Source organism: Kitasatospora cinereorecta, from assembly GCF_024172095.1.
Classification (GTDB): domain Bacteria; phylum Actinomycetota; class Actinomycetes; order Streptomycetales; family Streptomycetaceae; genus Kitasatospora; species Kitasatospora cinereorecta.
The window spans coordinates 300221-321171 of record NZ_JAMZDX010000005.1 but is presented as its reverse complement, the minus strand read 5'-3'; the positions used below and the strand labels follow the sequence as shown (position 1 = coordinate 321171).

The 20951-nt window shown below is 74.4% G+C and carries 21 protein-coding genes; 9 read left to right on the top strand and 12 right to left on the bottom strand.

Annotated features, from left to right (window positions below; all coding sequences use genetic code 11):
- Positions 1-4: 4 nt before the first annotated feature.
- A complete protein-coding gene (locus FHR36_RS27090) occupies positions 5-985 on the bottom strand; it encodes a winged helix-turn-helix domain-containing protein (RefSeq protein WP_253801228.1) in 981 nt (326 codons plus the stop codon).
- A 71-nt stretch (positions 986-1056) separates the two neighbouring features.
- Here FHR36_RS27090 and FHR36_RS27085 point away from each other — a divergent pair, with 71 nt between their 5' ends.
- On the top strand, positions 1057-2325 hold the full coding sequence (locus FHR36_RS27085) for an MFS transporter (RefSeq protein WP_253801227.1): 1269 nt from the start codon (positions 1057-1059) through the stop codon (positions 2323-2325).
- Positions 2326-2468: 143 nt separating this feature from the next.
- Here the strand turns inward: FHR36_RS27085 and FHR36_RS27080 are convergent, their stop codons facing one another.
- From FHR36_RS27080 to FHR36_RS27065, 4 genes are all read right to left on the bottom strand, one after another.
- Positions 2469-4739: an FtsX-like permease family protein gene (locus FHR36_RS27080; RefSeq protein WP_253801226.1), complete on the bottom strand. Its 2271-nt coding sequence runs from the start codon at positions 4737-4739 to the stop codon at positions 2469-2471.
- Complete coding sequence (locus tag FHR36_RS27075; RefSeq protein ID WP_253801225.1) at positions 4736-5440, bottom strand: ABC transporter ATP-binding protein; 705 nt, start codon at positions 5438-5440, stop codon at positions 4736-4738. Before FHR36_RS27075 ends, FHR36_RS27080 begins: the two co-directional genes overlap by 4 nt.
- Positions 5437-5964, bottom strand: a complete 528-nt coding sequence (locus FHR36_RS27070; protein WP_253801224.1) for a PadR family transcriptional regulator — start codon at positions 5962-5964, stop codon at positions 5437-5439. Before FHR36_RS27070 ends, FHR36_RS27075 begins: the two co-directional genes overlap by 4 nt.
- A 150-nt stretch (positions 5965-6114) precedes the next feature.
- The gene (locus FHR36_RS27065; RefSeq protein WP_253801223.1) at positions 6115-6984 is read right to left on the bottom strand and encodes an ATP-grasp domain-containing protein; all 870 of its coding nucleotides are present in this window, start codon (positions 6982-6984) and stop codon (positions 6115-6117) included.
- Positions 6985-7118: 134 nt separating this feature from the next.
- Between FHR36_RS27065 and FHR36_RS27060 the strand changes: the two genes are divergently transcribed.
- Complete coding sequence (locus FHR36_RS27060) at positions 7119-7883, top strand: enoyl-CoA hydratase family protein (RefSeq protein WP_253801221.1); 765 nt, start codon at positions 7119-7121, stop codon at positions 7881-7883.
- Positions 7884-7979: 96 nt separating this feature from the next.
- Here FHR36_RS27060 and FHR36_RS27055 read toward each other — a convergent pair whose 3' ends face one another.
- Positions 7980-8747, bottom strand: a complete 768-nt coding sequence (locus FHR36_RS27055) for a maleylpyruvate isomerase family mycothiol-dependent enzyme (RefSeq protein ID WP_253801218.1) — start codon at positions 8745-8747, stop codon at positions 7980-7982.
- Positions 8748-8848: 101 nt separating this feature from the next.
- Here FHR36_RS27055 and FHR36_RS27050 point away from each other — a divergent pair, with 101 nt between their 5' ends.
- Both FHR36_RS27050 and FHR36_RS27045 read left to right on the top strand, forming a co-directional pair.
- Positions 8849-9655, top strand: coding sequence for an acyltransferase (locus FHR36_RS27050; RefSeq protein WP_253801217.1), 807 nt, complete (start codon positions 8849-8851; stop codon positions 9653-9655).
- Positions 9656-9764: 109 nt separating this feature from the next.
- Positions 9765-10163 (top strand): nuclear transport factor 2 family protein, encoded by a 399-nt coding sequence (locus tag FHR36_RS27045; protein ID WP_253801215.1) that lies wholly within the window; start codon positions 9765-9767, stop codon positions 10161-10163.
- A 50-nt stretch (positions 10164-10213) separates the two neighbouring features.
- Here the strand turns inward: FHR36_RS27045 and FHR36_RS27040 are convergent, their stop codons facing one another.
- Positions 10214-11149 (bottom strand): NAD-dependent epimerase/dehydratase family protein, encoded by a 936-nt coding sequence (locus tag FHR36_RS27040; protein ID WP_253801213.1) that lies wholly within the window; start codon positions 11147-11149, stop codon positions 10214-10216.
- Positions 11150-11313: 164 nt separating this feature from the next.
- The gene (locus FHR36_RS27035; protein WP_253801211.1) at positions 11314-11904 is read right to left on the bottom strand and encodes a HutD/Ves family protein; all 591 of its coding nucleotides are present in this window, start codon (positions 11902-11904) and stop codon (positions 11314-11316) included.
- Between the two features lie 260 nt (positions 11905-12164).
- Here FHR36_RS27035 and FHR36_RS27030 point away from each other — a divergent pair, with 260 nt between their 5' ends.
- Positions 12165-13187: a LacI family DNA-binding transcriptional regulator gene (locus FHR36_RS27030; RefSeq protein WP_253801210.1), complete on the top strand. Its 1023-nt coding sequence runs from the start codon at positions 12165-12167 to the stop codon at positions 13185-13187.
- An 82-nt stretch (positions 13188-13269) separates the two neighbouring features.
- On the opposite strand, the gene FHR36_RS27025 is transcribed toward FHR36_RS27030, so the two are convergent.
- Together FHR36_RS27025 and FHR36_RS27020 are read right to left on the bottom strand one after the other, a co-directional pair.
- The gene (locus tag FHR36_RS27025) at positions 13270-14097 is read right to left on the bottom strand and encodes an inositol monophosphatase family protein (RefSeq protein ID WP_253801208.1); all 828 of its coding nucleotides are present in this window, start codon (positions 14095-14097) and stop codon (positions 13270-13272) included.
- A 161-nt stretch (positions 14098-14258) separates the two neighbouring features.
- A complete protein-coding gene (locus FHR36_RS27020) occupies positions 14259-15512 on the bottom strand; it encodes an MFS transporter (protein WP_253801206.1) in 1254 nt (417 codons plus the stop codon).
- Between the two features lie 113 nt (positions 15513-15625).
- Between FHR36_RS27020 and FHR36_RS27015 the strand changes: the two genes are divergently transcribed.
- The 4 genes from FHR36_RS27015 to FHR36_RS27000 all read left to right on the top strand — a co-directional run bounded on the left by FHR36_RS27015 (position 15626) and on the right by FHR36_RS27000 (position 19573).
- Complete coding sequence (locus FHR36_RS27015; protein ID WP_253801203.1) at positions 15626-16831, top strand: ROK family protein; 1206 nt, start codon at positions 15626-15628, stop codon at positions 16829-16831.
- Between the two features lie 127 nt (positions 16832-16958).
- Positions 16959-17831: a PhzF family phenazine biosynthesis protein gene (locus tag FHR36_RS27010; protein WP_253801201.1), complete on the top strand. Its 873-nt coding sequence runs from the start codon at positions 16959-16961 to the stop codon at positions 17829-17831.
- 118 nt (positions 17832-17949) lie between these two features.
- On the top strand, positions 17950-19053 hold the full coding sequence (locus tag FHR36_RS27005; protein WP_253801200.1) for a PLP-dependent cysteine synthase family protein: 1104 nt from the start codon (positions 17950-17952) through the stop codon (positions 19051-19053).
- Between the two features lie 31 nt (positions 19054-19084).
- Positions 19085-19573, top strand: a complete 489-nt coding sequence (locus FHR36_RS27000; protein ID WP_253801198.1) for a GNAT family N-acetyltransferase — start codon at positions 19085-19087, stop codon at positions 19571-19573.
- Between the two features lie 7 nt (positions 19574-19580).
- Here the strand turns inward: FHR36_RS27000 and FHR36_RS26995 are convergent, their stop codons facing one another.
- Together FHR36_RS26995 and FHR36_RS26990 are read right to left on the bottom strand one after the other, a co-directional pair.
- Positions 19581-20135, bottom strand: coding sequence for a PH domain-containing protein (locus FHR36_RS26995; protein WP_253801196.1), 555 nt, complete (start codon positions 20133-20135; stop codon positions 19581-19583).
- Positions 20132-20938 carry a DeoR/GlpR family DNA-binding transcription regulator gene (locus FHR36_RS26990; protein ID WP_253801194.1) on the bottom strand — a complete coding sequence of 269 codons (807 nt, stop codon included), beginning with the start codon at positions 20936-20938 and terminating at the stop codon, positions 20132-20134. Before FHR36_RS26990 ends, FHR36_RS26995 begins: the two co-directional genes overlap by 4 nt.
- Positions 20939-20951: the final 13 nt, after the last annotated feature.

The window sequence follows — 20951 nt, the reverse complement described above, 5'->3', positions numbered from 1 at the left end:
ACGTCTACTGGAGCAGTTGCTCGGCGAGCGGGCTGCGCGCGTACAGCACCACCCGGCCGTGCCGGGCGCGGGTGACCAGCCGGGTGGCGGCGAGCACGGCGAGGTGCTGACTGACCGCGCCCGGGGTGACACCGAGCCGGCGGGCCAGTTCCACCGTGGCGGTCGGCTCGTCCAGCAGGGCGAGCAGCCTGGCCTTGGGGGCGCCGATCAGCTGCCCGAGCGCCTGCGGGGTGGGCGGCGGTTCGACCGGGCCCGCCATGGTGGCCAGCCCCCGGGCCGGGTAGCTGATCATCGGCGGCAGGTCCGGGTTGATCGAGCTGATCGCCCCGCGGGCGAAACAGGTCGGGGTGAAGACCAGGCCGCGACCCTCGACCAGGATGTCCGCGTCGTCCGGCCACGCCTCGTGCCGGAGGGTCAGGATGCCGTCCTCCCAGACGAGTCGGCGGTCCAGATCGGTGAAGAGCGCCGCCGCGCCGCGCTCGGCGAGGATCCGCGAGCGGTGCACGATGTCGGCGTGCAGCACCGAGCGGGCCCGCGGCCACCACTCCGGGGCCAGGCAGCGCTCCCAGTAGTCCTCCAGCGCGTCGGCGATCCTGGCCAGCAGCCGCGCCGGGTCGGCCAGCCCCGCCGCCAGCACCGGGGGCAGCGCGTCGTGGTGCGGCAGGTGGGTGAGCTCCAACTCGGCGCGCAGCAGGGCCGGATCGAGCGCGCGGACGGCGGCCAGCTCGGCCGCGACGTCCGGGAACGGCACGGTGGGACGCGGGGTGAGGAAGTCCGGGACGAAGCGGTTGCCGCCGACCAGGGCGAGCAGCAGTTCGGTGTCGGCGCGCTCGAACTCCGGCCGGATCCGCTCGAAGGCCCGGGTCTGGTGCACGTACACCCCCGGATGGGTCCACATCCGCAGCCCGAGCACCGCCTCCTGGAGCGGCGAGCAGGCGAACGAAGCGGCCGCCAGATCGGCCAGCCCGAGCCGGAATCGGTGCATTCGACCCCCCATTCGTCAGTGCAGGGCTAAATCACTACCACCCGGTAGAGAGTAAGCGATCTGATCACCGCATGACCGCCACCACCGCCGAACACCAAGCCCCGCCCGCCCGTCCGACCCTTCGCTCCCGGCTGCTCCACCACGACCCGGTGGTCCGCCGACTCGCCACCCTCACGATGGTCAACACCATCGGCAGCGGCCTGTCGATGACCCTCGGCGTCCTCTTCTTCACCCGCGTCCTGCACTTCGGCGTCACCGAGGTCGGCACGGTCCTCACCGCCGCCGGTGTCTGCGGCGTGCTGGCCGGCCTCCCCGCCGGGCGGGCCTCCGACCGGTTCGGGCCCAAGCCCGTGCTGATCGCGCTCAACCTGGTGCTCGCCGCCGGTACCGTCGGCTACACCCTGGTGCACGGACTGGCCCCGTTCACGGTGCTGGCCTGCGTGGTCGCCGTCGCCGACCGGGGCGGGTCCGCGGTCCGCGGCGCCCTCTACGCCGAAGTGCTCCCCGCCGACCAGCGGGTGGCCGGCCGCGCCTACCTCCGCTCCGTCACCAACGTCGGCATCTCGGTCGGCACCCTGCTCGCCGCCCTCGTCCTCCAGGCCGACACCCGGCCCGCGTACCTCGCCGGACTGCTCGGCGACGCGCTCTCCTTCCTGCTGGTCGCGGTGATGTACGGGCTGATCGTGCCCACCCCGCCGCGTCCGGCGGCCGGCGCCGCCGCGGACCGGGCGAGCGGACGCAACCCCGCACTGCGCAACCTGCCCTTCCTGACCGTCACCGTGCTGAACGGCATCCTCTGCCTGCAGTTCGCGATGATCGAGGTCGGGGTGCCGCTGTGGATCGTCCGGGACACCGCCGCGCCGCGGGTGATGGTGGCCGGCTCGATGCTGGTCAACACCGCGCTGGTGATCCTGCTCCAGGTCCGGGCCACCCGCGGCACCGAGGAACCCGCCGCGGCCGCCCGGGCGTTCGCCCGCGGCGGGCTGCTGGTGGCCGGCGCCTGCCTGGTGCTGTGGCTGGCCGGCTCGGTGCCGGCGTGGGCCGCCGCGCTGCTGCTGATGGCGGGCATCGGATTCCAGGCGCTCGGCGAGGTGCTCAGCCAGGCCGGCGGTTGGGCGCTCAGCTACGACCTGGCCGAGGAGGGCGCCCACGGCGCGTACCAGGGTGTCTTCAACACCGGCACGGCGGCCGCGATGATGCTCGGCCCGGTGCTGGTCACCACGGTGGTGATCACCCACGGGCTGCTCGGCTGGGCGCTGATGGGCGCGGTGTTCGTCGTCGCCGGCCTGGCGATGGCGCCCGCCGTGCGCTGGGCGCACCGGGTGTCGGGTCCCCGGTAGCGGTGGCCCGGTGACGGCTGCCCGGCGACGGTGGCTTTGCTGACGGCGACCGCCGCGCCGCTCCCTGGATCGGTTCCCCGGGGGCGGCGCGGCGGGTTCGTGCGTGGTCGGTCAGGCGGTACGGGCCGCCGGTCGGGGGACGGTCACTCGTTGCGGACGGTCTCCGGGCCGGTGATCCGGTTCAGCAGTGGCAGGGTGGCGGCGATGATCCCCAGTGCGGCGGCCAGCCCGACCAGCACGAACAGGTAGAACACCACCCCCGGCGGGTGGAGCGTGTAGTCGAGCTGCGAGCGCAGGAACAGGTCGGCGGCCAGCAGCCCGGTCGCCACCGCCACCACCGCCACCGCCAGCAGCGGCACGGCGCTCTCCAGCGCGACCACCCGGCGCAGCATCCGCAGCGGCACCCCGGTCAGCCGCAGCAGGCCGAACGGGCGACGGCGCTCGCTCAGACCGCCCGCCACACTGACCGCCAGGCTGCAGCCGGCGATCGGGAACCCGGCGACGATCACCACGTCGGCCAGCCGCTGGTACCCGGCCAGCTGCGCCGAGGACTCGACCGCCACCTCGCCGAGGGTCATCGCGGCGCGCCGCCCCGGGAAGTCGACCGCGAGCTGCGTCCGGGCCTGCTCCAGCGCCGCGGACGACCCGTCGGTGTTCACCACCACATGGGTGACGCGCAGCTGCGCCACCTGCTCCGGCCCGACGGGCGCGGCCGGCCACACCGCGGCCGAGACGTCGCGCCAGCCGCCGAACACCGTCGGCACCGCCGCGACCCGGACGCCGGGCTCACAGGTGCCGAAGTACGCGACGTCGGCGAGCTGGCCGCACTCCACGTAGTTCGGCACGTGCAGGTCCCCGTCGTACATGGCCGGAGCGGCGGCCGGGTCGGTGTGGCCGACCAGCACTCCGCGCACGCCCGGGATCGCCCGCAACCGGGCCACCGCGTCGTCCCCGATCGGATCGGCCGTGTCGGCCGGACGGTTCTGCTCGTCGTACCCGTCGGTGTAGTCCGCGCGCAGCACGTTGGCGTACCTGGTGCCCCCGTGAGGCCGGCCGCGCTCGTCGACCATGGTGGTGATGATGCCCACCGTCGCGCTGGTCACGAACAGCGCGAGGATCAGCCCGCTGATCGCCCGGAAGCCGGCCGCCGGGTTGTCCGCCAGCCGTCGGGCGGCGATCAGCCCCGCCGGCCGCCGGGTCCGGCGGGCCATCGCCCGGGCACCCGCCATGGTCAGCCACGGGCCGGCGACCACCAGCCCCGCCATGATCAGCAGGAACGCCGACAGGTACGACCAGATCTGTGCGGTCACCGTCGGCGGGTGGCGGACCAGGAAGAACACCAACTCGCCGAGTCCGAGCGCGAGCGGGATCAGGCGGTACGCCCGCGGCGGCCGCGGGGTGACCCGCAGGGACACGCCCAGCGGGGAGATGTTCACCCGGCGCAGCGCCAACCGGGCGGCCACCGCGGCCGCCACCGGGACGCCGAGCCCGACCAGCAGCACGTCCGGCAGCCGCAGCGCGAAGTCGGCGGGGAAGAAACGGGTGCCGGTGAAGGGGATGTCCGCCAGCGGCGCTCGCACCAGCAGGAAGAGCAGGAACCCGAGGACCGCCCCGGCGGCGGCCGCCACCGTCGACTCCACCGCCGAGACCACCGCCACCTGCCGCGGCGTGGCCCCGACCAGGCGCATCGCCGCGAAGCGCTGCTCGCGCCGGGCCGCGGAGAGCCGGGTCGCGGTGCCGATCAGGATCAGTACCGGGAAGATCAGCGCGCCCGTGGCCACCGCCAGGATCAGCGAGATGCCGTTGTCGTTGATACCGATCGGGCAGGTGCCGCAGCGGTTCGGCGAGACCGTCTGGATCGCGGTGATCTGCCGTACGCCGGGCAGCTGTTGGGCCTGTGCGGGCGTCCGGCCGATCACGACCACCAGGGAGTCGGGCGCCGGCAGGGCGGCCGGGCCGATGGTGTCGACCAGGTGACCGGGGAAGCGGTCGCCCAGCTCGCTCGGCGGCGTGGCGTCGAGCAGCCGCGCCAGCGCCGGTGACGCCACGTACTCGCCGGGGCCGGGCAGCCGGGACATCCCCGGTGGCAGCGGGGCGTCCGGCCCGGTGGCGGCGACGGTCACCCGGCCGATGGTCCGCCCGTCGAAGTGGTCGGCCTCGACCAGCCACCACAGCGGGTCCTTGGCCTCCTTGGTGTCCTTGGCGGTGCTGGTGTTGTCGGGGTGGTCCGCGGGCGATGCGACGCCCGAATTGAACCACGCGTAGCGGGCGTTCTGGCTGTTGGTGCCGTTGATCGCGGCGGTGGTGATCAGCAGCAGCGCCACCCCGAGCCCCACGGCGGACGCCGTGACCAGCAGGCGGACCAGCGCCTCCTGGCCGCCGGCCACGGCCATCCGCAGGCCGAAGCGGATCATGAGCCCACCCGCGGCGAGGAGTAGGAGTTCACCCGGCCGTCGCGGACCACGACCTCGCGGTCGGCGTACGCGGCGACCCGGGCGTCGTGGGTGACCAGCAGCACGGTGGTGCCCTGCTCCCGGGCGGCGGACACCAGCAGGGCCATCACCTGCTCGCCGGTCAGCGAGTCGAGCGCACCGGTCGGCTCGTCGGTGAACAGGATCTCCGGCTCTGCCACCAACCCGCGCGCCAGCGCCACTCGTTGGGCCTGACCGCCGGACAGCTCACCGGAACGGCGCTGCTCCAGGCCGTCCAGGCCGAGCCGGCCGAACCAGCTCCGGGCCCGCTGCACGGCCGCCGCCCGGCGCATCCCGCCCAGCAGCAGCGGCAGTGCGACGTTCTCCTCGGCCGTCAACTCCGGCACCAGCTGGCCGAACTGGAAGACGAAGCCGAAGCGGTCACGGCGCAGCGCGCTGCGCTCGGACTCGCCCAGGCCGTCGATCCGGCGCCCGTCGAAACGGATCTCGCCCGCGTCCGGGACCAGGATCCCGGCCAGACAGTGCAGCAGGGTCGACTTGCCCGAGCCGCTCGGGCCCATCACGGCGAGGATCTCGCCGCGCTCCACCGTTAAGTCGGCGCCGCGCAGCGCGGGCGTGCTGCCGAAGGACAGATGGACGCCCTCGGCCTCCAGGACGGGGCCGGTGCCCTTGGTGTCGGTCATCGGGTGGTCACCTCCGTGCGCAGGGCGTCCAGGCGGGCCGCGGTCAGGTCGATCCAGCGCAGGTCCGACTCCAGGTGGAACAGGCCGTGGTCGGCCAGCAGGGCGTCGACCAGGCTGCCGGTCCGCTTGACCTCGGTCAGCTCGCGCATCCGGGCCAAGTGGGCGGCGCGCTGGGTGTCCAGGTAGCGCTCGGCGTCGCGGCCGAGCATCAGGGCGAGCACCACCTTGGTGAACAGGACGGTCTGCAGGTGCGGTTCGGCCGCCACCGGCTCGCCCAGCCACGTCTCGAACTCGGTTGCGCCGGCGTCGGTGATCACGTACCGCTTGCGGTCCGGACCGTCGCCCGGCTCCGCCTCGCCGACCACCACCTTCCCGTCCCGGGCGAGGCGTCCGAGGGTCGCGTACACCTGACCGAAGGGCAGTGGCTTGCCGCGGCCGAAGAGGGTGTCGTAGTCGCGCTTGAGGTCGTATCCATGGCTCGGCTCGCGTTCGAGGAGCCCGAGCAGGGTGAGGGGAACACTCATGATCGGGAGAATACTCTCAGCGTATACATCGCGTCTATACCTCGCGATGGGGCTTCGACGGCGGGGTCGGGGCCTGAGACAGCGGGGCGGAGCCGGGGCTGTCGAGGGCCGCCCCGGGTTGGGGGCGGCCCTTCGGTGGGCGGGGCTCGCTCAGCGCACGATGGTCGGCAGGGGGCGGCAGTAGGGGCGGTCGGCGTCGGTGAGGGTGGTCTCCGGGCCGGCGGCGCGCAGGACCACGTCCAGGATTCGGTCCGGGTCGCAGGCGTAACCTCCGCTCGCCCAGGCGGCGTTGGCCTCCACCACGGCCCAGCCGGCGCCGTCGGCGAGGAGGCCGACGTCCACCACGACCGCGCTCGGCAGTCCGCCCGCGCCCGCCAGCACGTCGGCGGCGAAGGCCGCTACCTCCGGGCCGTACTCGTCGTCGGCGGCCATGTCCAGGTCGCCGTCCACGGCGTAGCGGCTCGCCGTCCGAACCTGCCCGTCCAGCACGAACAGCCGGTACTCGCGCGCGAACCGGACCACCTCGCTGACCAGCACCGGCGTGTCGTCGTCCAGAACGTCCGGGCCCGGCAGCGCGGAGCCGTCCGGGTGGACCCGGGCTGCGAACACCTTGTCCACCGGCGGCTTGACGAACGCCGGACCGCGCAGCCGGCGCGCCTCGGCCAAGGTGGTGAACTCCACCCGGCGGCGCGTCAGGTCGTACGGCAGCGTGGCCAGCCAGTCCGCCGGGGCGTCGAGCAGGGCCAGGCCGAGATCGCGACCGACCGCGTCGGCGAACAGCGGCCCGCCGTACAGGTGCGCCGGCCGTACGCCCGCCAGCTCGGCCGGCACCTCCCAGCGGGGCGCGGTGTGCGCGCGCAGACCGCGCCGGCGGGCGGCGGTGAGCAGCTGCAGGCCGGTCTCGGTGACCTTCGGGGCGAGCAGGAGCAGCGGCGTGCCGGTCGGGTCGGCGGGCGGGGCGGAGCGTGGGTGAGCCAGCGGGTGAGCCAGCGGGTGGGCGGCGTTGGGCGAGGGCGTCATGCGAGCGATCCTGCCGTGCCGTCACCCCGTCCGACCAGCGGATTTCGGGTGGCTCTGGCCTCCGGGGCCCGGACATGCCAGGGTGGCAGCGAGCCGTCCGACCCACCCTCAATCGGAAAGCAGGCCCCGACACGATGACCGTCGATGCACCCCTCGTCCGCGTCACCACCGCCGACGCCGTCACCACGCTGGAACTGGACTCCCCGCACAACCGCAACGCCCTGTCCACCCGGCTGATGGCCGAGCTCAACCAGGGCCTGGCGGACGCCGCCGCCGACCCGGCGGTCCGGGCCGTGGTGCTCGGCCACACCGGCAAGGTGTTCTGCGCGGGCGCGGACCTGTCCGAGGCGACCGGCAGCGACCCGACCGTGGGTCCGCGCGGCCTGGTGGACATCCAGCGGGCGATCGTCGACTGCCCGAAGCCGGTGATCGCGCTGGTCGACGGCCACGTCCGGGCCGGCGGCCTCGGCCTGCTCGGCTCCTGCGACCTGGCGGTGGCCGGCCCGCAGTCCACCTTCGCCTTCACCGAGGTCCGGCTCGGCCTCGCCCCCGCCGTGATCTCGCTGCCGCTGCGCCCCAAGCTCGACCCGCGCGCCGCCTCCCGCTACTACCTGACCGGCGAGACGTTCGACGCCGCCGAGGCGGCCCGGATCGGCCTGATCACCGAGGCCGCGGACGACCCCGCCGCGACGCTCAAGACCCTGCTGGACGCGATCCGGCTCGGCTCGCCGCAGGGCCTGGCCGAGTCCAAGCGGCTGGCCAACGCCGACGTCGTGGCCTCCTTCGAGCGCGGCGCGGAGGAGCTGGTGACGCTGTCGGCGCGGCTGTTCGGCTCCGAGGAGGCCCAGCAGGGGATGCGCGCCTTCCTGGAGCGCAAGCCCGCGCCCTGGGCGCAGTAGCACCCGAGGCAGTAGCCCCGGGGGCAGTAGTCCCGGGGCAGGAGCGCCCCGGGCGCGGTCACTGCTGGGTCGTTCCACCGGATGGCCGGCGGCGGGTCAGCTCCAGCGGATCTGGGCCGTCTTACGCCACAGGTCGAACAGCGAACGGTCGCCCGCGGTGTCCACCCGCTCCAGCGGCAGCCGGTTCCACAGCAACAGGTAGAGGTCGTGCGCACGGCCGCTGACGGTGCAGTCGGCGGCCGCCGCGCCCGGCGCCGCGTCCTCGGTGACCACCACCGGGTCCCGACCGATCGTCACCAACCAGGACGCCGGCCGGTCGGTGGCCCGGACCAGCAGCGTGCGCTGCTCCTCGCTGCGCAGCGCCGCCCGCGGCCGGACCAGGAACCCGGTCAGCAGCTCGGCGATGCCGTCCTCGGCGAACGCGGGAGCGGTCGCGGTCGGCTCCACCCCGGCCGCCGACTCGGCGTCGACCCGGTGGACGGCGGTCTCGTGCGCCTGCCGCCGGGCCCAGAAGGCGAGCGGCGAGGGCGCCGGGAGGAAGCTCCAGCAGTCCAGTCCCGGGTCGGCCGCGTCCAGCGCGGACACCAGTGCGGCGTGCCCGGTCCGGAACCAGTCGACCAGCTCCTCGTCGGCCGGATCCGGCCCGAAGGCGGCCTGCTGCCCGGCGTCGTCCAGTGGCTTCCGGTGCCCCTCCGCGACGAAGGCGGTCGCCCAGCGGTGCACCTGGCCGACGTGCCGGACCAGGTCCGCCAGCCGCCAGTCCGGACAGGTCGGTACGGGCGCGTCCAGCGGCGTCGCGGCCGCCGCGTCGGCCAGCAGGGCGCCCTCGCGGCGCAGGGCGTCGAGGTGTTCGATGATCTCCACGCGCCGATTCTGCCGTTCCCGGGCGGCTTCCGGGAGCCCGCAGTGTGATGTTGCTCCCCTCACCGGTCCGGGGCGGGTGCGGCGCCGATACGGTGGGAGCCATGCCGATCGTCCGTACGCTGCTGAGCAACCGCTTCGCGACCGCCACCCGCGACCGCGCCCGCCGCACGGCGGGACGGGCCCTGCACCGCGGCTGGAAGTGGCTCCAGGACGCCGGCGCGGTCACCAACCGCAACCCCGGCCCGTACCGCTTCGGCGAACTCGGCGACGGCACCAAGCTGGCGTTCCCGCTCGGCACCGTCTTCAACGAGCAGTGGGTGACCATCGGTCCGTTCTCGATCATCGGCGAGCGGGTCACCATCTCGGCCGGCTTCCTGCCCGGCCTCGACCTCGGCCCCGAACCGATCGTGCGGATCGGCGGCGGCTGCGTGATCGGCCGCGGCAGCCACATCGTCGGCCACCAGTCGATCGTCCTCGGCGACGACGTGTGGACCGGCCCCGACGTCTACATCACCGACCAGGCCCACGAGTACCGCGACACCGAACTGCCGATCGGCAAGCAGTGGCCGCGCAACGAGCCCGTGGAGATCGGCGCCGGCTCGTGGATCGGCACCGGCGCCGTGATCCTCCCCGGCGCCCGGATCGGCCGCAACGTGGTCGTCGCCGCCAACTCCGTGGTCAGCGGTGAGGTGCCCGACCACGCGGTGGTCGCCGGCGCGCCCGCCCGCGTGGTCCGCCGCTGGGACGCCGAGGAGGGCTGGCAGCCGCCGATCCGGCACGACGCGCCCAGGCCGCTGCCCGACGGCGTCACTGCGGAGCAGCTGCGCGCCCTGGTCGGGTGGGACCTGCGGATACCGGGCGAGGAGGGCGGCAGCGCGGCGGACGAGCAGGTGGCGGGGGAGCGGTAGCCGGCCGCCGGGGGGTGTGCCGGGTGCCGGCGAGCGGAGGTGCGCCAGCGGCGAGGCCCCCGTGTGGGGTGCGGCCCCTTGCGGTGTAATGCGGTGCTAGCGTCCGGCCATGTCCAAGCTTGAGATAGACGCGCTCACCGCCGAGTTCTTCGGAGCCTTCGACAACCGCGGCGGGAAGCCCGCCGACCTGGCGCGGCTGCGCCGGCTGATGGTCCCCGGCGGCGTCATCGTCGTCACCGGCCCGAACTACGCCGCCTACTCCGTCGAGGAGTTCATCGAGCCGCGCGAACGGCTGCTGAACGAGGGCCGGTTGACCGAGTTCTCCGAGTGGGAGACCGCCGAGCGGACCGACATTGCCGGTGACATCGCCTGCCGCTTCGGCGAGTACCGCAAGTCCGGGCTGTTGGACGGCGAACCGTACGAGGGCGGCGGCAGCAAGACCTTCCAGTTCGTCCGGACCCCGGAGGGCTGGCGGATCGCCGCCTTCTCCTGGTACGACCGGCCCTGAGCCGTTCCCCGGGCTGTTCCGCGGGGCCCGCCGGTGCCTGCCGCGGTCCTTCAGGGGGACGGGCTGGTCCAGGCGTCCTCGATCATCCGGGTGAGTCCGGAGCGCTCCGGACGCCAGCCCAGCACGCGACGGATCAGCGCCGTGTCCGCCACCAGGCGCGGCGCCTCCGGCAGCGCCGGACGGTGAACCAGCGGCACCGGGCGGCCCGTCACCCGCTCCACGGCGTCGACGATCTCCCGCATGCTCGCGGGCGTCGCACCCACGTTGAACACCCGCTCCGCGCCCGCCCGGTGGGACGGCTGCTCCACCGCCAGCAGGTACGCCCGCGCCATGTCGTCCACGTGCACGAAGTCGCGCACCACACTGCCGTCGCCGTTCAGCTCCAGGTGCGGGTGACGGCCGGCGGCCACCGCCAGCGCGCGGGGGATGATGCGGGTCTCGTCCACGTCGCCGGTGCCGGCCGCGTTGAAGCAGCGCAGCACCACCGCATCCGCCGCGCCGTGGGCCAGCAGCAGCCGCTCGGCCGCCAACTTCGACTCGCCGTACGGGTTCCCGGGCGCCGGCGGGGTCCGCTCGTCGATCGGCTGGCGCTCCGGTGCGCCGTACACCGCCGCGGTCGAGCCGAAAACCACCCGCAGGCGACCGGGGCCTGACGGCAGGGACTCCAGCAGCGCCTCCATGCCGCCGAGGTTGACGTCCCAGTGGGACTGTGGACGCTCCACCGACTCCCGGCCCCGGGTGAGCGCCGCCAGGTGGCAGACCGCGTCCACCCCGTCCAGCGCCTCCCGCCACACGGCGGGCTCGCGGACGTCGCCGCGGACCACCTCCGCCACCGGCAGCCCGGCCGGCGGCTCGGCTCGGTGGCCGAGCGCCCGTACCTGGTGCCCGGCCGCTGCGAGTTGGCGCACCACGGCGGTCCCGACGAATCCGAACGCCCCGCTCACCAGCACTCGCATGCCGTACCGGCCCTTTCGTTTATCGGTCATCCGATCTGCTTCGACTGGAGCATGATCCCGCGTAGTGCGCTGACGATTTTCGTCATCTGTCATCCGTCAGTCAGTGGTGGTTGACGGTCAACGGCCGATGGTCACCGGCCTACGGTCAACGGTCGGCTGAAAGCCGCCGGCCGTCGATGGTCGGTCGAAAGCCGTCAGTCGCCGACCGTCCGCAGCTCGACCACTGCCGCCACCCCGTCGACGTCCAGGCGCTGCCGCTCACCCGACGACAGCAGCGCGGCATCCAGCCGTCCCAGCCGCAGCCCCACCCCGTCGTGCCCGGCCCCGTCGAGCGTCGCGCTGCCCGCCAGGCAGACGACCAGCACGACGGCGTCCGCGTCCGCCGGGACGTCGACCGTCCGCGGGGCCTCGGCGATCTCGACCGTGGCGGCGGCCCGGCCGCGGCGGGTCATCACGTTGAAGTCGACGACCGGGCCGCCGAGCAGGCGGCAGTCGGTGTCGGAGTCGCCCGCGAAGGCGAACGGGTGGTAGGGCGCGGGCAGCACGTGCTCGACGCCGTCCACGGTGAGGGCCATGCCCGCGCCGTCGACCACGGTGATCACCCGGTCGATCCCCTCGAAGCGGGAGAACGGCCCGCCCTGGCCGACGTCCGCCAGGCTGACCCGCCACGCGAAGTCGGTGAGCCCCGCGCCGGCCGGGAAGCCCGCCACCTCCCGGGTCACTCCGCCGCCGTTCAGCCAGGGCGTGGCCGCCCGCTCGTCCGCCCGCAGCACCTCGACCGCCATCGCCCCTGCTCCCGTCCTCGCCCGAATCCGCCGATCAGCCACGCATCCTGCCACGCCCCGCCGGCTGCGCCGGACAGGCGCCGGACATGCGGCGGACGTACGCCGGACCTGCGGGATGTCGACCCCGTGGAAGGGCGGCTGCCGCGCGCACCAACGCAGGGTCGCGTTCCGCGCCCGGGGTCGCAGCGGACCGGCGCCGGAAGGATGGTCAGTTCCCGAACGGCGTACGGAGATCGGCAAGCCGTCGTAGGCTCGTGCGGGTGACCAAGGTGACGCGTGATGATGTGGCCAGGATGGCGGGTACCTCGACCGCGGTCGTCTCCTACGTGGTGAACAACGGGCCGCGGCCTGTGGCTCCGGCGACCCGCGAACGGGTCGTCGCCGCGATAGCCGCCCTCGGCTACCGTCCCGACCGCGTCGCACAGGCGATGGCCAGTCGCCGAACCGATCTGCTGGGCCTGATCGTTCCCGATGCCCGACAGCCGTTCTTCGGGGAGGTGGCGCACGCGCTGGAGCAGGCCGCAGCGGCCCGGGGCAAGATGGTGCTGGTCGGTAACTCGGACTACCGGGACGAGCGGGAGGTCCACTACCTGCGGGCGTTCCTGGGCATGCGGGTCTCGGGGCTGGTCCTGGTCAGCCAGGGGCCGAGCGAGCAGGCGGCGGCCGAGCTGGCCGCGTGGGACGCCCCGGTCGTGCTGCTGCACGAGAGCCCCGAGTCCTTCCGCGAGTTCGCGGTGGTGACCGACGACGTTGGCGGCGCCCGGCTCGCCACCCGCCACCTGCTGGAGCACGGGCATGCGTACGTGGCGTGCCTCGGCGGCATCGAGCCCACGCCGACGATCGGCGACCCGGTCACCGACCACGTCGAGGGCTGGCGGCAGGCCATGCACGAGGCCGGCCGGTCCACCGAGGGCCGCCTGTTCGCGTGCCCGTACAACCGGTACGACGCCTACCGGGTCGGCCTGCAGCTGTTGAGCGGTCCGGCCCGGCCGCCGGCGGTGTTCTGTTCCACCGACGACCAGGCGATCGGGCTGCTGCGGGCGGCCCGGGAGCTGCGGATCGACGTGCCCGGCGAGCTCGCGGTGGTCGGATTCGACGACCTGAAGGAGGCGTCGCTCACCGATCCGCCGCTCACCACGGTCGCCTCGGACCGGACGGCGATGGCCGAGGCCGCCGTCGACCTGCTGTTGAACGGCTCGTCCCCGCTGGACGGATCGCGCCGCGACCGCCTGCGGCAGTTCCCCTCCCGGCTGGTCGTCCGCCGCTCCTGCGGCTGCGTGTGACCCGGGCGGCGGCTCCACCGAGACGGGTGGCGAGGCGAACCGGCCGGGAGCTGTGGCGGCCCGGCCGAGAGCTGTGGGGGAGTCAGGCCGGCTGAGCCCGCCCGGCCAGTGCGGCGTGCAGCCGCGCCGCGCAGTCGGCGTCCGGCGCGACGACGACCGGCAGTGCGTTGCCGCCGGACAACCGGAACGGCGCGCCGTCGGCCCCCACCGCGACGCCGCCGGCCTCCGCATGCAGCAGCAGGCCGGCGGCGTGGTCCCAGGGGTACTCCCAGGTGAGCACCATCGCGGTGCGCCGACCGGCAGCCAGCTCGACGTACTCCAGCCCCGAGGTGTCCAGGAAGCACAGCGACACCCCGTGCCCGCACAAGGCGTTGAAGCGCGCCTGCTGCTCGGCGGTCCACCAGCGGGGCTGGGAGGCGCACACGTCCAGGTGCCGCAGGGTCGAGGGGGCGGCGCCGACCCGCACCGGCCGCCCGTCGACCCGGGCACCGCCGCCGGCCGACGCGGTGGCCATCAGGTCGAGCTCCGGCGCGTACGTCCAGGAGGCCAACAGCTCGCCCTGCCGGGCCAGTGCGACCAGGGTGGCGAACCGCGGATTGCCGGCGACGAAGTTGTGCGTCCCGTCGATCGGGTCGACGATCCACACCGGATCCGGGCCGTCGAGCGCCTTCAGGACGCCCGGATCGGCGCTCACGGCCTCCTCGCCCACCACCGTGGAACCCGGGAGCAGCGCGGTGAGCCGGGCGGTGAGGGCCTCCTCGGCAGCCCGGTCGGCGACGGTGACCAGGTCACCCGGCGCCTTCTCGGCGATCTCCCCGGCGACGAGCCGTCCGAAGCGGGAGACGATCTCCTGCTCGGCCACCTCGCGGACGATCCGGTCGACTTCTGAGACGTCCCTGGCACTGATCACGGTGTCAGCCTGCCACGCCGTAGGGAGGGACGGGGGGCGTTCGCCGACTCGGGTGCGCGGAGCAGTTCGCGCCTGCCTGCCTGCCTGCCTGCCTGCCCGCCCACCGTCCGGCCCGCCTGCCGCGTACCGGCGGGCGCGGATCCGCGCCCGCCCAGGCGGTGTCACGCCCGGCGGCTCCGGACGACCAGGGCGAGCACGCCGGCGAGGGCGGCCGCGGCGGCGACGGTGGTGAGGGCGACGGGCAGCGTGGTCGCGTCCGCCAGGAAGCCGATCACCGGCGGGCCGACCAGCATGCCTGCGTAGCCGAGGGTGGAGGCCGTCGCCACGCCGCGCGGGCCGCCGAGGGCGCCGGCCCGGGCGATGGCGAGCGGGAAGACGTTGGCGAGGCCGAGCCCGACCAGCACGAACCCGCCGAGGGCGACAGCGACCGTGGGCGCGAAGGCGGCGAGCAGCATGCCGGCGCAGGCGGTCAGTCCGCCGAACAGCATCACCCGGGTCTGGCCGAGTCGCACGCTCAGTCCGGTGCCGGCGATCCGGCCGGCCGTCATCGCGAAGGCGAACGCGGCGTAGCCGGCGGCGGCGAGCCCGGCGGAGGCGTGGACGTCGTCGGTGAGGTGCAGGGTCGCCCAGTCGGCGAGGGCGCCCTCGCCGTACGCGGTGCACAGGGCCGTCAGGCCGAGCAACAGCACCAGCAGGCGGGCGTGGCGGGGCGGCGTGGCGGGGGCGCCGACGGCCGTCGCAGTGGTGGGCGCGGCGGAGGTGGCGGAGACGGCCGGGGCCGCGCCGCGCAGCAGGACGGTGCCGGCGACGGTGGCCACCGCGAGGCCGAGCAGTCCGGCGAGCGCGAGGGACCAGGCGGCGGTGATCCGGCCGGCCAGCAGGCCGCCGACGGCCGCGCCGAGCAGGCCGCCGAGGCTGTAGCCGGCGTGGAAGCTGGGCATGACGGGCCGCTGGAGCCGGGCGACCAGGTCGACGGCGGCGCTGTTCATGGCGACGTTGGCGGCGCCGTACCCCGCGCCGAACAGCAGCAGGACGCCGCCGAGCGCGGCCACCGAGTGGGTGTGCGCCGGGAGCGGGACGGCGAGGGCCAGCAGCGCGACGGATGCGACGGTGATCCGGCGGGAGCCGTACCGGACGCAGAGGCGGCCGATCGGCGCCATGGTGGCGACCGCGCCGGCGGAGATGCAGAGCAGGGCGAGTCCGAGGGCGCTGTGCGAGGCGGCGACCTGGGCGCGGATGTCGGGGATCCGGACCACCCAGGCGGCGAAGAGGAACCCGTCGACGGCGAAGAAGGCGGTGAGGGCGATGCGTGCCGCCGACCAGGAGGAGCTGCGGCCGAGCGGGTGAGTGGGGGCGTCGGATCGGGTGACGGTACGGCCGACGATACGGGCGCGTGTTTTGTTCAGTAGCGGCACAAAGTCAGAATAGTGGAGTGCCGCTCACACCTTCAAGCCCGAACCCCCGGCCCGACTCCCCGCGCCGCCCGGATGCTGTACGCCAACCGGATGCTGTGCGCCGCCCGGATGCCGTGCGCCGACCCGCGCCCGACCGGGGCCGCACCCTGCTCGGTCCGGCCCTGCAGCTGATCCACACCGGCCAGGCGCCCACCCGCTCGGCGCTCACCGGCGCCCTCGACGTCACCCGCGCCACCGCCGGTGCGGTCACCGGCGAACTCGAGGCGCTCGGACTGATCACCGTCGACTCCCGCCCGGCCGGCGGCGGCCGCGGCCGGCCCTCGCACCGCCTCGCGCTCGCCGAGGACGGCCCGGTGGTGATCGCCGCCCAGATCCACGCCGACGGCGTCAGCGTCTCGCTCGCCGCCCTCGGCGGACAGCTCCTCGAACCGCTCCACCTGCCGCTTCCCGCCGCCACCGACCCGGTCCGGCTGCTGCGCGCGGTCGCCGAGGCCGGTGCCGGACTCGCCCGCGGCTCGCGCCGCCGCTGCCTCGGCATCGGGCTGGCCCTGCCCAACCCGGTCACCGAACCCGACGGCACCGCGCTCGCCGCCCTCCACTTCGGCTGGCCCAGCGGCACACCGGTGGCCGACCTGTTCGCCGAGGAGATCCGCAAGGCCGACCTGGGCCCGAAGGCCCGTACCGCCTTCCCCTCCGCCATCGCCAACGACGCCAACCTGGCCGCGCTCGCCGAGCACCGGCACGGCGCCGGACGCGGCTCCCGGCACCTGCTGCTGGTCACCTCCGGCCACCGCGGCGTCGGCGGCGCCCTCGTCATCGACGGCCGGCTGCACACCGGCAGCGCCGGACTCGCCCTCGAAGTGGGCCACCTGACGGTCGATCCGCAGGGGCGGCCGTGCCCCTGCGGCAACCGGGGGTGCCTCAACTCCGAGACCGACCCGGACGCCCTGTTCGCCGCCGCCGCACTGACGCCGGACCCGGCGCTGCCCCTGTTCGGGCAGGCCAGGGAACTGGCCCGCGCCACCGACCCGGCGGCCCGGGCCGCCGTCGACCACGTGGTCGACCGCCTCGGCCTCGGGCTCGCCGGACTCGCCAACATCCTCAACCCCGACCGGATCGTGCTCAGCGGCCTCCACCTCGACCTGCTCGCCGCCGCGCCCGAACGTCTTGCCGCGGTGGTTGCCGAACGCTGCCTGTGGGGGCGGAGCGGACGCGTCCCGATCGTTCCCGCGCAGGTCCGCCACGCGGGGCTGGTCGGCGCCGCCGAACTCGCCTGGGAGCCGTACCTCGTCGACCCGCAGGCCGTCGCCGAGGTCTGACGGCGGCCGCCGCGGAGGTGGGGCCGGCGCGGCGGCAGGGAGGGTGGGGCCGGTGGGGCGGGCGGTGCGGCAGCGGTCTCCCGGGGCGGGCGGGAATTCCCGCGCCCCGAGCGGTCGTTGACCGGGCATGACGAACTCTTCCCCCTCCGCCGAACCCGAGGTCCTGCGGTACGCCGCCTTCACCGCCGACCCGGCCGGCGGCAACCCGGCCGGCGTGGTGCTCGACGCGCGGGCGCTCGACGATGCCCGGCAGCAGGCCATCGCCGCCGAGGTCGGGTACTCGGAGACGGCGTTCCTGTGCCCCGCGCCGGACGAGCCGCGGACGTACACGGTGCGGTACTTCAGCCCGAAGGCCGAGGTGCCGTTCTGCGGGCACGCCACGGTCGCCGCCGCCGTCGCGCTGGCCGGACGGATCGGCCCGGGGGAGGTGCTGTTCGAGACCAAGGCGGGCCCGGTGCCGGTCTCCGTCACCGCCGACCGCGACGGGGTGCTGTCCGCGACGCTCACCAGCGTCACCCCGTGCGTGGACCCGGTCGCGGAGGCGGACGTCGCCGAGGCGCTGGCCGCCCTCGACTGGCGCCGCGAGGAGCTGGACGAGGCCCTGCCGCCGCGGGTCGCGTACGCCGGGGCGCGCCACCTGGTGCTGGCGGCGGCCACCCGGGAGCGGCTGGCCCGGCTGGAGTACGACTTCGAGCGGCTGACCCGGCTGATGCTGCGCCTCGACCTGACGACGCTCCAGCTGGTGCACCGCGACTCGGAGCGGGTGTTCCACGCGCGCGACCCGTTCCCGGTCGGCGGGGTGGTCGAGGACCCGGCGACGGGTGCGGCGGCGGCCGCGTTCGGGGCGTACCTGCGGGAGCTGTTCGATCTGGAGGACGCGCGGCTCACCCTGTACCAGGGCCAGGACCTCGGCCGGCCCTCGGTGTTGAACGTGGAACTGCGCGCGGGCGACCCGCGGGTGCGGGTCGGCGGGCAGGCGGTGCCGATCACCGCGTGGTGAGCCAGCGGCCCGGGACCCGTGCGGGCGATAAGCGGAAGCTGGATGTTCCGTAACCGTCACTTATCGTAGTCGCCTGTTACACTCGGTAGGAGTAGATCGGTGACGAGGAGAGTGCGCGATGGTCGTCCCCACCCTGGACGTGGACCGTTCCGATGCCGAGTACCGGGCGTGGCTCAAGGAGGCCGTGCGCAAGGTGCAGGCGGACGCCAACCGCTCCGCCGACACCCACCTGCTGCGCTTCCCGCTGCCGGACGAGTGGGGCATCGACCTCTACCTGAAGGACGAGTCCACCCACCCGACCGGCAGCCTCAAGCACCGGCTGGCCCGCTCGCTCTTCCTCTACGGCCTGTGCAACGGCTGGATCCGCCCCGGGAAGCCGGTGATAGAGGCCTCCAGCGGCTCCACCGCGGTCTCCGAGGCGTACTTCGCCAAGCTGATCGGCGTGCCGTTCATCGCGGTGATGGCCCGCAGCACCAGCCGGGCGAAGATCGACCTGATCGAGTTCCACGGCGGGGAGTGCCACCTGGTCGACAACCCGTGCGAGGTGTACGAGGTCTCCGCGCGACTCGCCGCGGAGACCGGCGGCCACTACATGGACCAGTTCACCTACGCCGAGCGGGCCACCGACTGGCGCGGGAACAACAACATCGCCGAGTCGATCTTCGCCCAGCTGCGCCGGGAGCCCCACCCGGAGCCGACCTGGATCGTGGCCACCGCCGGCACCGGCGGCACCTCCGCCACCATCGCCCGCTACGTCCACTACATGCAGCACGACACCCGGATCTGCGTGGCCGACCCGGAGAACTCCTGTTTCTTCGACGGCTGGGTCAAGCACGACCCCGACGCCACCTGCGCCACCGGCTCCCGGATCGAGGGCATCGGACGGCCCCGGATGGAGCCCAGCTTCGTCCCGGGCGCGGTCGACCGGATGATGCGGGTGCCGGACGCCGCCTCCATCGCCGCGATCCGGGTGCTGGAGCGGGTCCTCGGCAAGAAGGCGGGCGCCTCCACCGGCACCGGCCTGTGGAGTGCGCTGCGGATCGTCGCCGAGATGCGGGCCGAGGGCGCCACCGGCAGCGTGGTCGCGCTGATCTGCGACCCGGGTGACCGCTACCTCGACAAGTACTACTCGAACGAGTGGCTCGACGAGCAGGGCATCGAGATCGAGCCGTACCGCGAGCTGATGGAACGCTTCCTCGCAGGCGGGTCCCGGCTGGACTGACCGGGCCGTCGGTGTGATAGTCACTCGGACTATGAATGATCTTCTGACTGGACGTCTGATCATCCGACCGCTGACCGCCGCCGACGCCGAGACCATCGTCGCCGACGAGGCCGGCTCGCACCCCGACTGGGCCCCGGACTACCCCGCGCCGGGCGAGCGGATCGGCGCGCGGATGTTCCTCAAGGCGTGCGCGGCCATCGGCGACCCGCAGCCCTTCGGCAACTACGAGATCCGCCTGCGCGATCACGGCACCGCGATCGGCGGCATCGGCTTCCACGGCGGCCCCGACGAGAACGGCGCCGTCGAGGTCGGCTACGGCCTCGCCGAATCCGCCCGCGGCCAGGGCTACGCCCGCGAGGCACTCGCCGCCGTCGTCGAACTCGCCCGCAGCCACGGCGCCGCCGCGGTACTCGCCGACACCACCCACGACAACGTCCCCTCGCAGCGGGTCCTGCTCGCCGCCGGCCTGGAACTGGTCCGCCAGGACGACGACCTGCAGTACTACCGCCTCGCCCTCTGATCCACCGTCACCACAACGCGACGGCGACGGCCCCGGCGACGACCGTCGACACCACGGCGATCGCCGCGGGCCACCGGCGTAACCGACGCCGCTCCGCCGGCCGCACCCGGTCGGCCGGGTCGGTGCTCAGCTCCCACCGGTCGATCAGCTGCTGGAAGCCCGCGTCGAAGTCGGGACCGGTGTACGAGGTGCCCGCGACGAGCCCCGGAAGTGAACGGCGTCGGCCGCTCGCGAGGGTGATCCGGGCCGTCCGCGACACATCGTCGCGGGACCTGGTCTCACGCACGTCGATCCAGCGGATGTCCTGCCAGGGGTAGCTGCGGCGGCGGAGTCCGCCGCAGGTGGTGATGCCGTCGGTTCCGACCGTGGTCCAGCTCCGCCTGCGCACGAGGCCGCCGAGCGCGAGCAGCCCGAAGACTCCGCCGCACAGCCCGAGGAAGAGGGTCACGCCGCCCTGCCGGTGGGCGAGCACGGCCGCTTGCAGGATCGCCATGCCGCCCGGGGTGACGAGACTGCGCCGCCGCAGGCGAATGTCCCGTGCCCGGAAGGTCAGTTCGGTCATCGGCCCGCGAGGATGAGTTCGCGGACGTGGGCGCGGGCGGTGTCGGCGGCGTCGTCGGGGAGACCGGCGTCGGTGACCCAGGTGTCGATGTCGGTGAGGTCGGCGAAGCTGGAGAGGCCGACGGTGCCCCACTTGGTGTGGTCCGCGACCAGGACGGTGCGGCGGGCGGAGGCGATGAACGCGCGATTGGTCTCGGCCTCGGCGAGGTTCGGCGTGGACAGACCCGCCTCGGGGGAGAGGCCGTGGGTGCCGAGGAACAGCAGGTCGAAGTGGAGCGAGCGGATCGCCCGGTCGGCGACCGGGCCGACCAGGGCGTCGGACGGAGTCCGTACGCCGCCGGTGAGCACCACCGTCGGTGCCGGGACCTCAGGCTGGCGGCGCTGCGCCTCGGCGAAGACGTCCGCGACCCGGACCGAGTTGGTGACCACGGTCAGCTCGGCCACTCCGGTGAGGTGGCGGGCCAGGGTGTAGGTGGTGGTGCCGCCGGAGAGGGCGATGGCGCTGCCGGGGACGACCAGGTCAGCGGCGGCGCGGGCGATCTCCTCCTTGGCGGACGGCTCCAGCGCGGACTTGGCCTCGAAGCCGGGTTCGTGGGTACGGGCAGCCTCGACCGAGACCGCGCCGCCGTGGACCTTCTCCACCGCGCCGGCCCGGGCGAGCGCGTCGAGGTCCCGGCGGATCGTCATGTCCGACACGTTCAGCTGCCGGGTCAGTTCGTTGACCCGGACGCCGCCCCGGCGCCGTACCTCGTCGAGGATGAGTGCGCGGCGCTGCTCGGCGAGCAGGTTGCTGGTGTCGGTCACGGACCGTCCCTCC

What these genes read in the sequence shown, in the direction of transcription:
- FHR36_RS27050 (WP_253801217.1), top strand. Translation starts at nt 8,849, where the DNA reads ATGCCGATCGTCCGTACGCTGCTGAGCAACCGCTTCGCGACCGCCACC.
- FHR36_RS27060 (WP_253801221.1), top strand. Translation starts at nt 7,119, where the DNA reads ATGACCGTCGATGCACCCCTCGTCCGCGTCACCACCGCCGACGCCGTC.
- FHR36_RS27010 (WP_253801201.1), top strand. Translation starts at nt 16,959, where the DNA reads ATGACGAACTCTTCCCCCTCCGCCGAACCCGAGGTCCTGCGGTACGCC.
- FHR36_RS27040 (WP_253801213.1), bottom strand. Translation starts at nt 11,149, where the DNA reads ATGACCGATAAACGAAAGGGCCGGTACGGCATGCGAGTGCTGGTGAGC.
- FHR36_RS27080 (WP_253801226.1), bottom strand. Translation starts at nt 4,739, where the DNA reads ATGATCCGCTTCGGCCTGCGGATGGCCGTGGCCGGCGGCCAGGAGGCG.
- FHR36_RS27000 (WP_253801198.1), top strand. Translation starts at nt 19,085, where the DNA reads ATGAATGATCTTCTGACTGGACGTCTGATCATCCGACCGCTGACCGCC.
- FHR36_RS27085 (WP_253801227.1), top strand. Translation starts at nt 1,057, where the DNA reads ATGACCGCCACCACCGCCGAACACCAAGCCCCGCCCGCCCGTCCGACC.
- FHR36_RS27065 (WP_253801223.1), bottom strand. Translation starts at nt 6,984, where the DNA reads ATGACGCCCTCGCCCAACGCCGCCCACCCGCTGGCTCACCCGCTGGCT.
- FHR36_RS27005 (WP_253801200.1), top strand. Translation starts at nt 17,950, where the DNA reads ATGGTCGTCCCCACCCTGGACGTGGACCGTTCCGATGCCGAGTACCGG.
- FHR36_RS26995 (WP_253801196.1), bottom strand. Translation starts at nt 20,135, where the DNA reads ATGACCGAACTGACCTTCCGGGCACGGGACATTCGCCTGCGGCGGCGC.
- FHR36_RS27075 (WP_253801225.1), bottom strand. Translation starts at nt 5,440, where the DNA reads ATGACCGACACCAAGGGCACCGGCCCCGTCCTGGAGGCCGAGGGCGTC.
- FHR36_RS27045 (WP_253801215.1), top strand. Translation starts at nt 9,765, where the DNA reads ATGTCCAAGCTTGAGATAGACGCGCTCACCGCCGAGTTCTTCGGAGCC.
- FHR36_RS27035 (WP_253801211.1), bottom strand. Translation starts at nt 11,904, where the DNA reads ATGGCGGTCGAGGTGCTGCGGGCGGACGAGCGGGCGGCCACGCCCTGG.
- FHR36_RS27090 (WP_253801228.1), bottom strand. Translation starts at nt 985, where the DNA reads ATGCACCGATTCCGGCTCGGGCTGGCCGATCTGGCGGCCGCTTCGTTC.
- FHR36_RS27070 (WP_253801224.1), bottom strand. Translation starts at nt 5,964, where the DNA reads ATGAGTGTTCCCCTCACCCTGCTCGGGCTCCTCGAACGCGAGCCGAGC.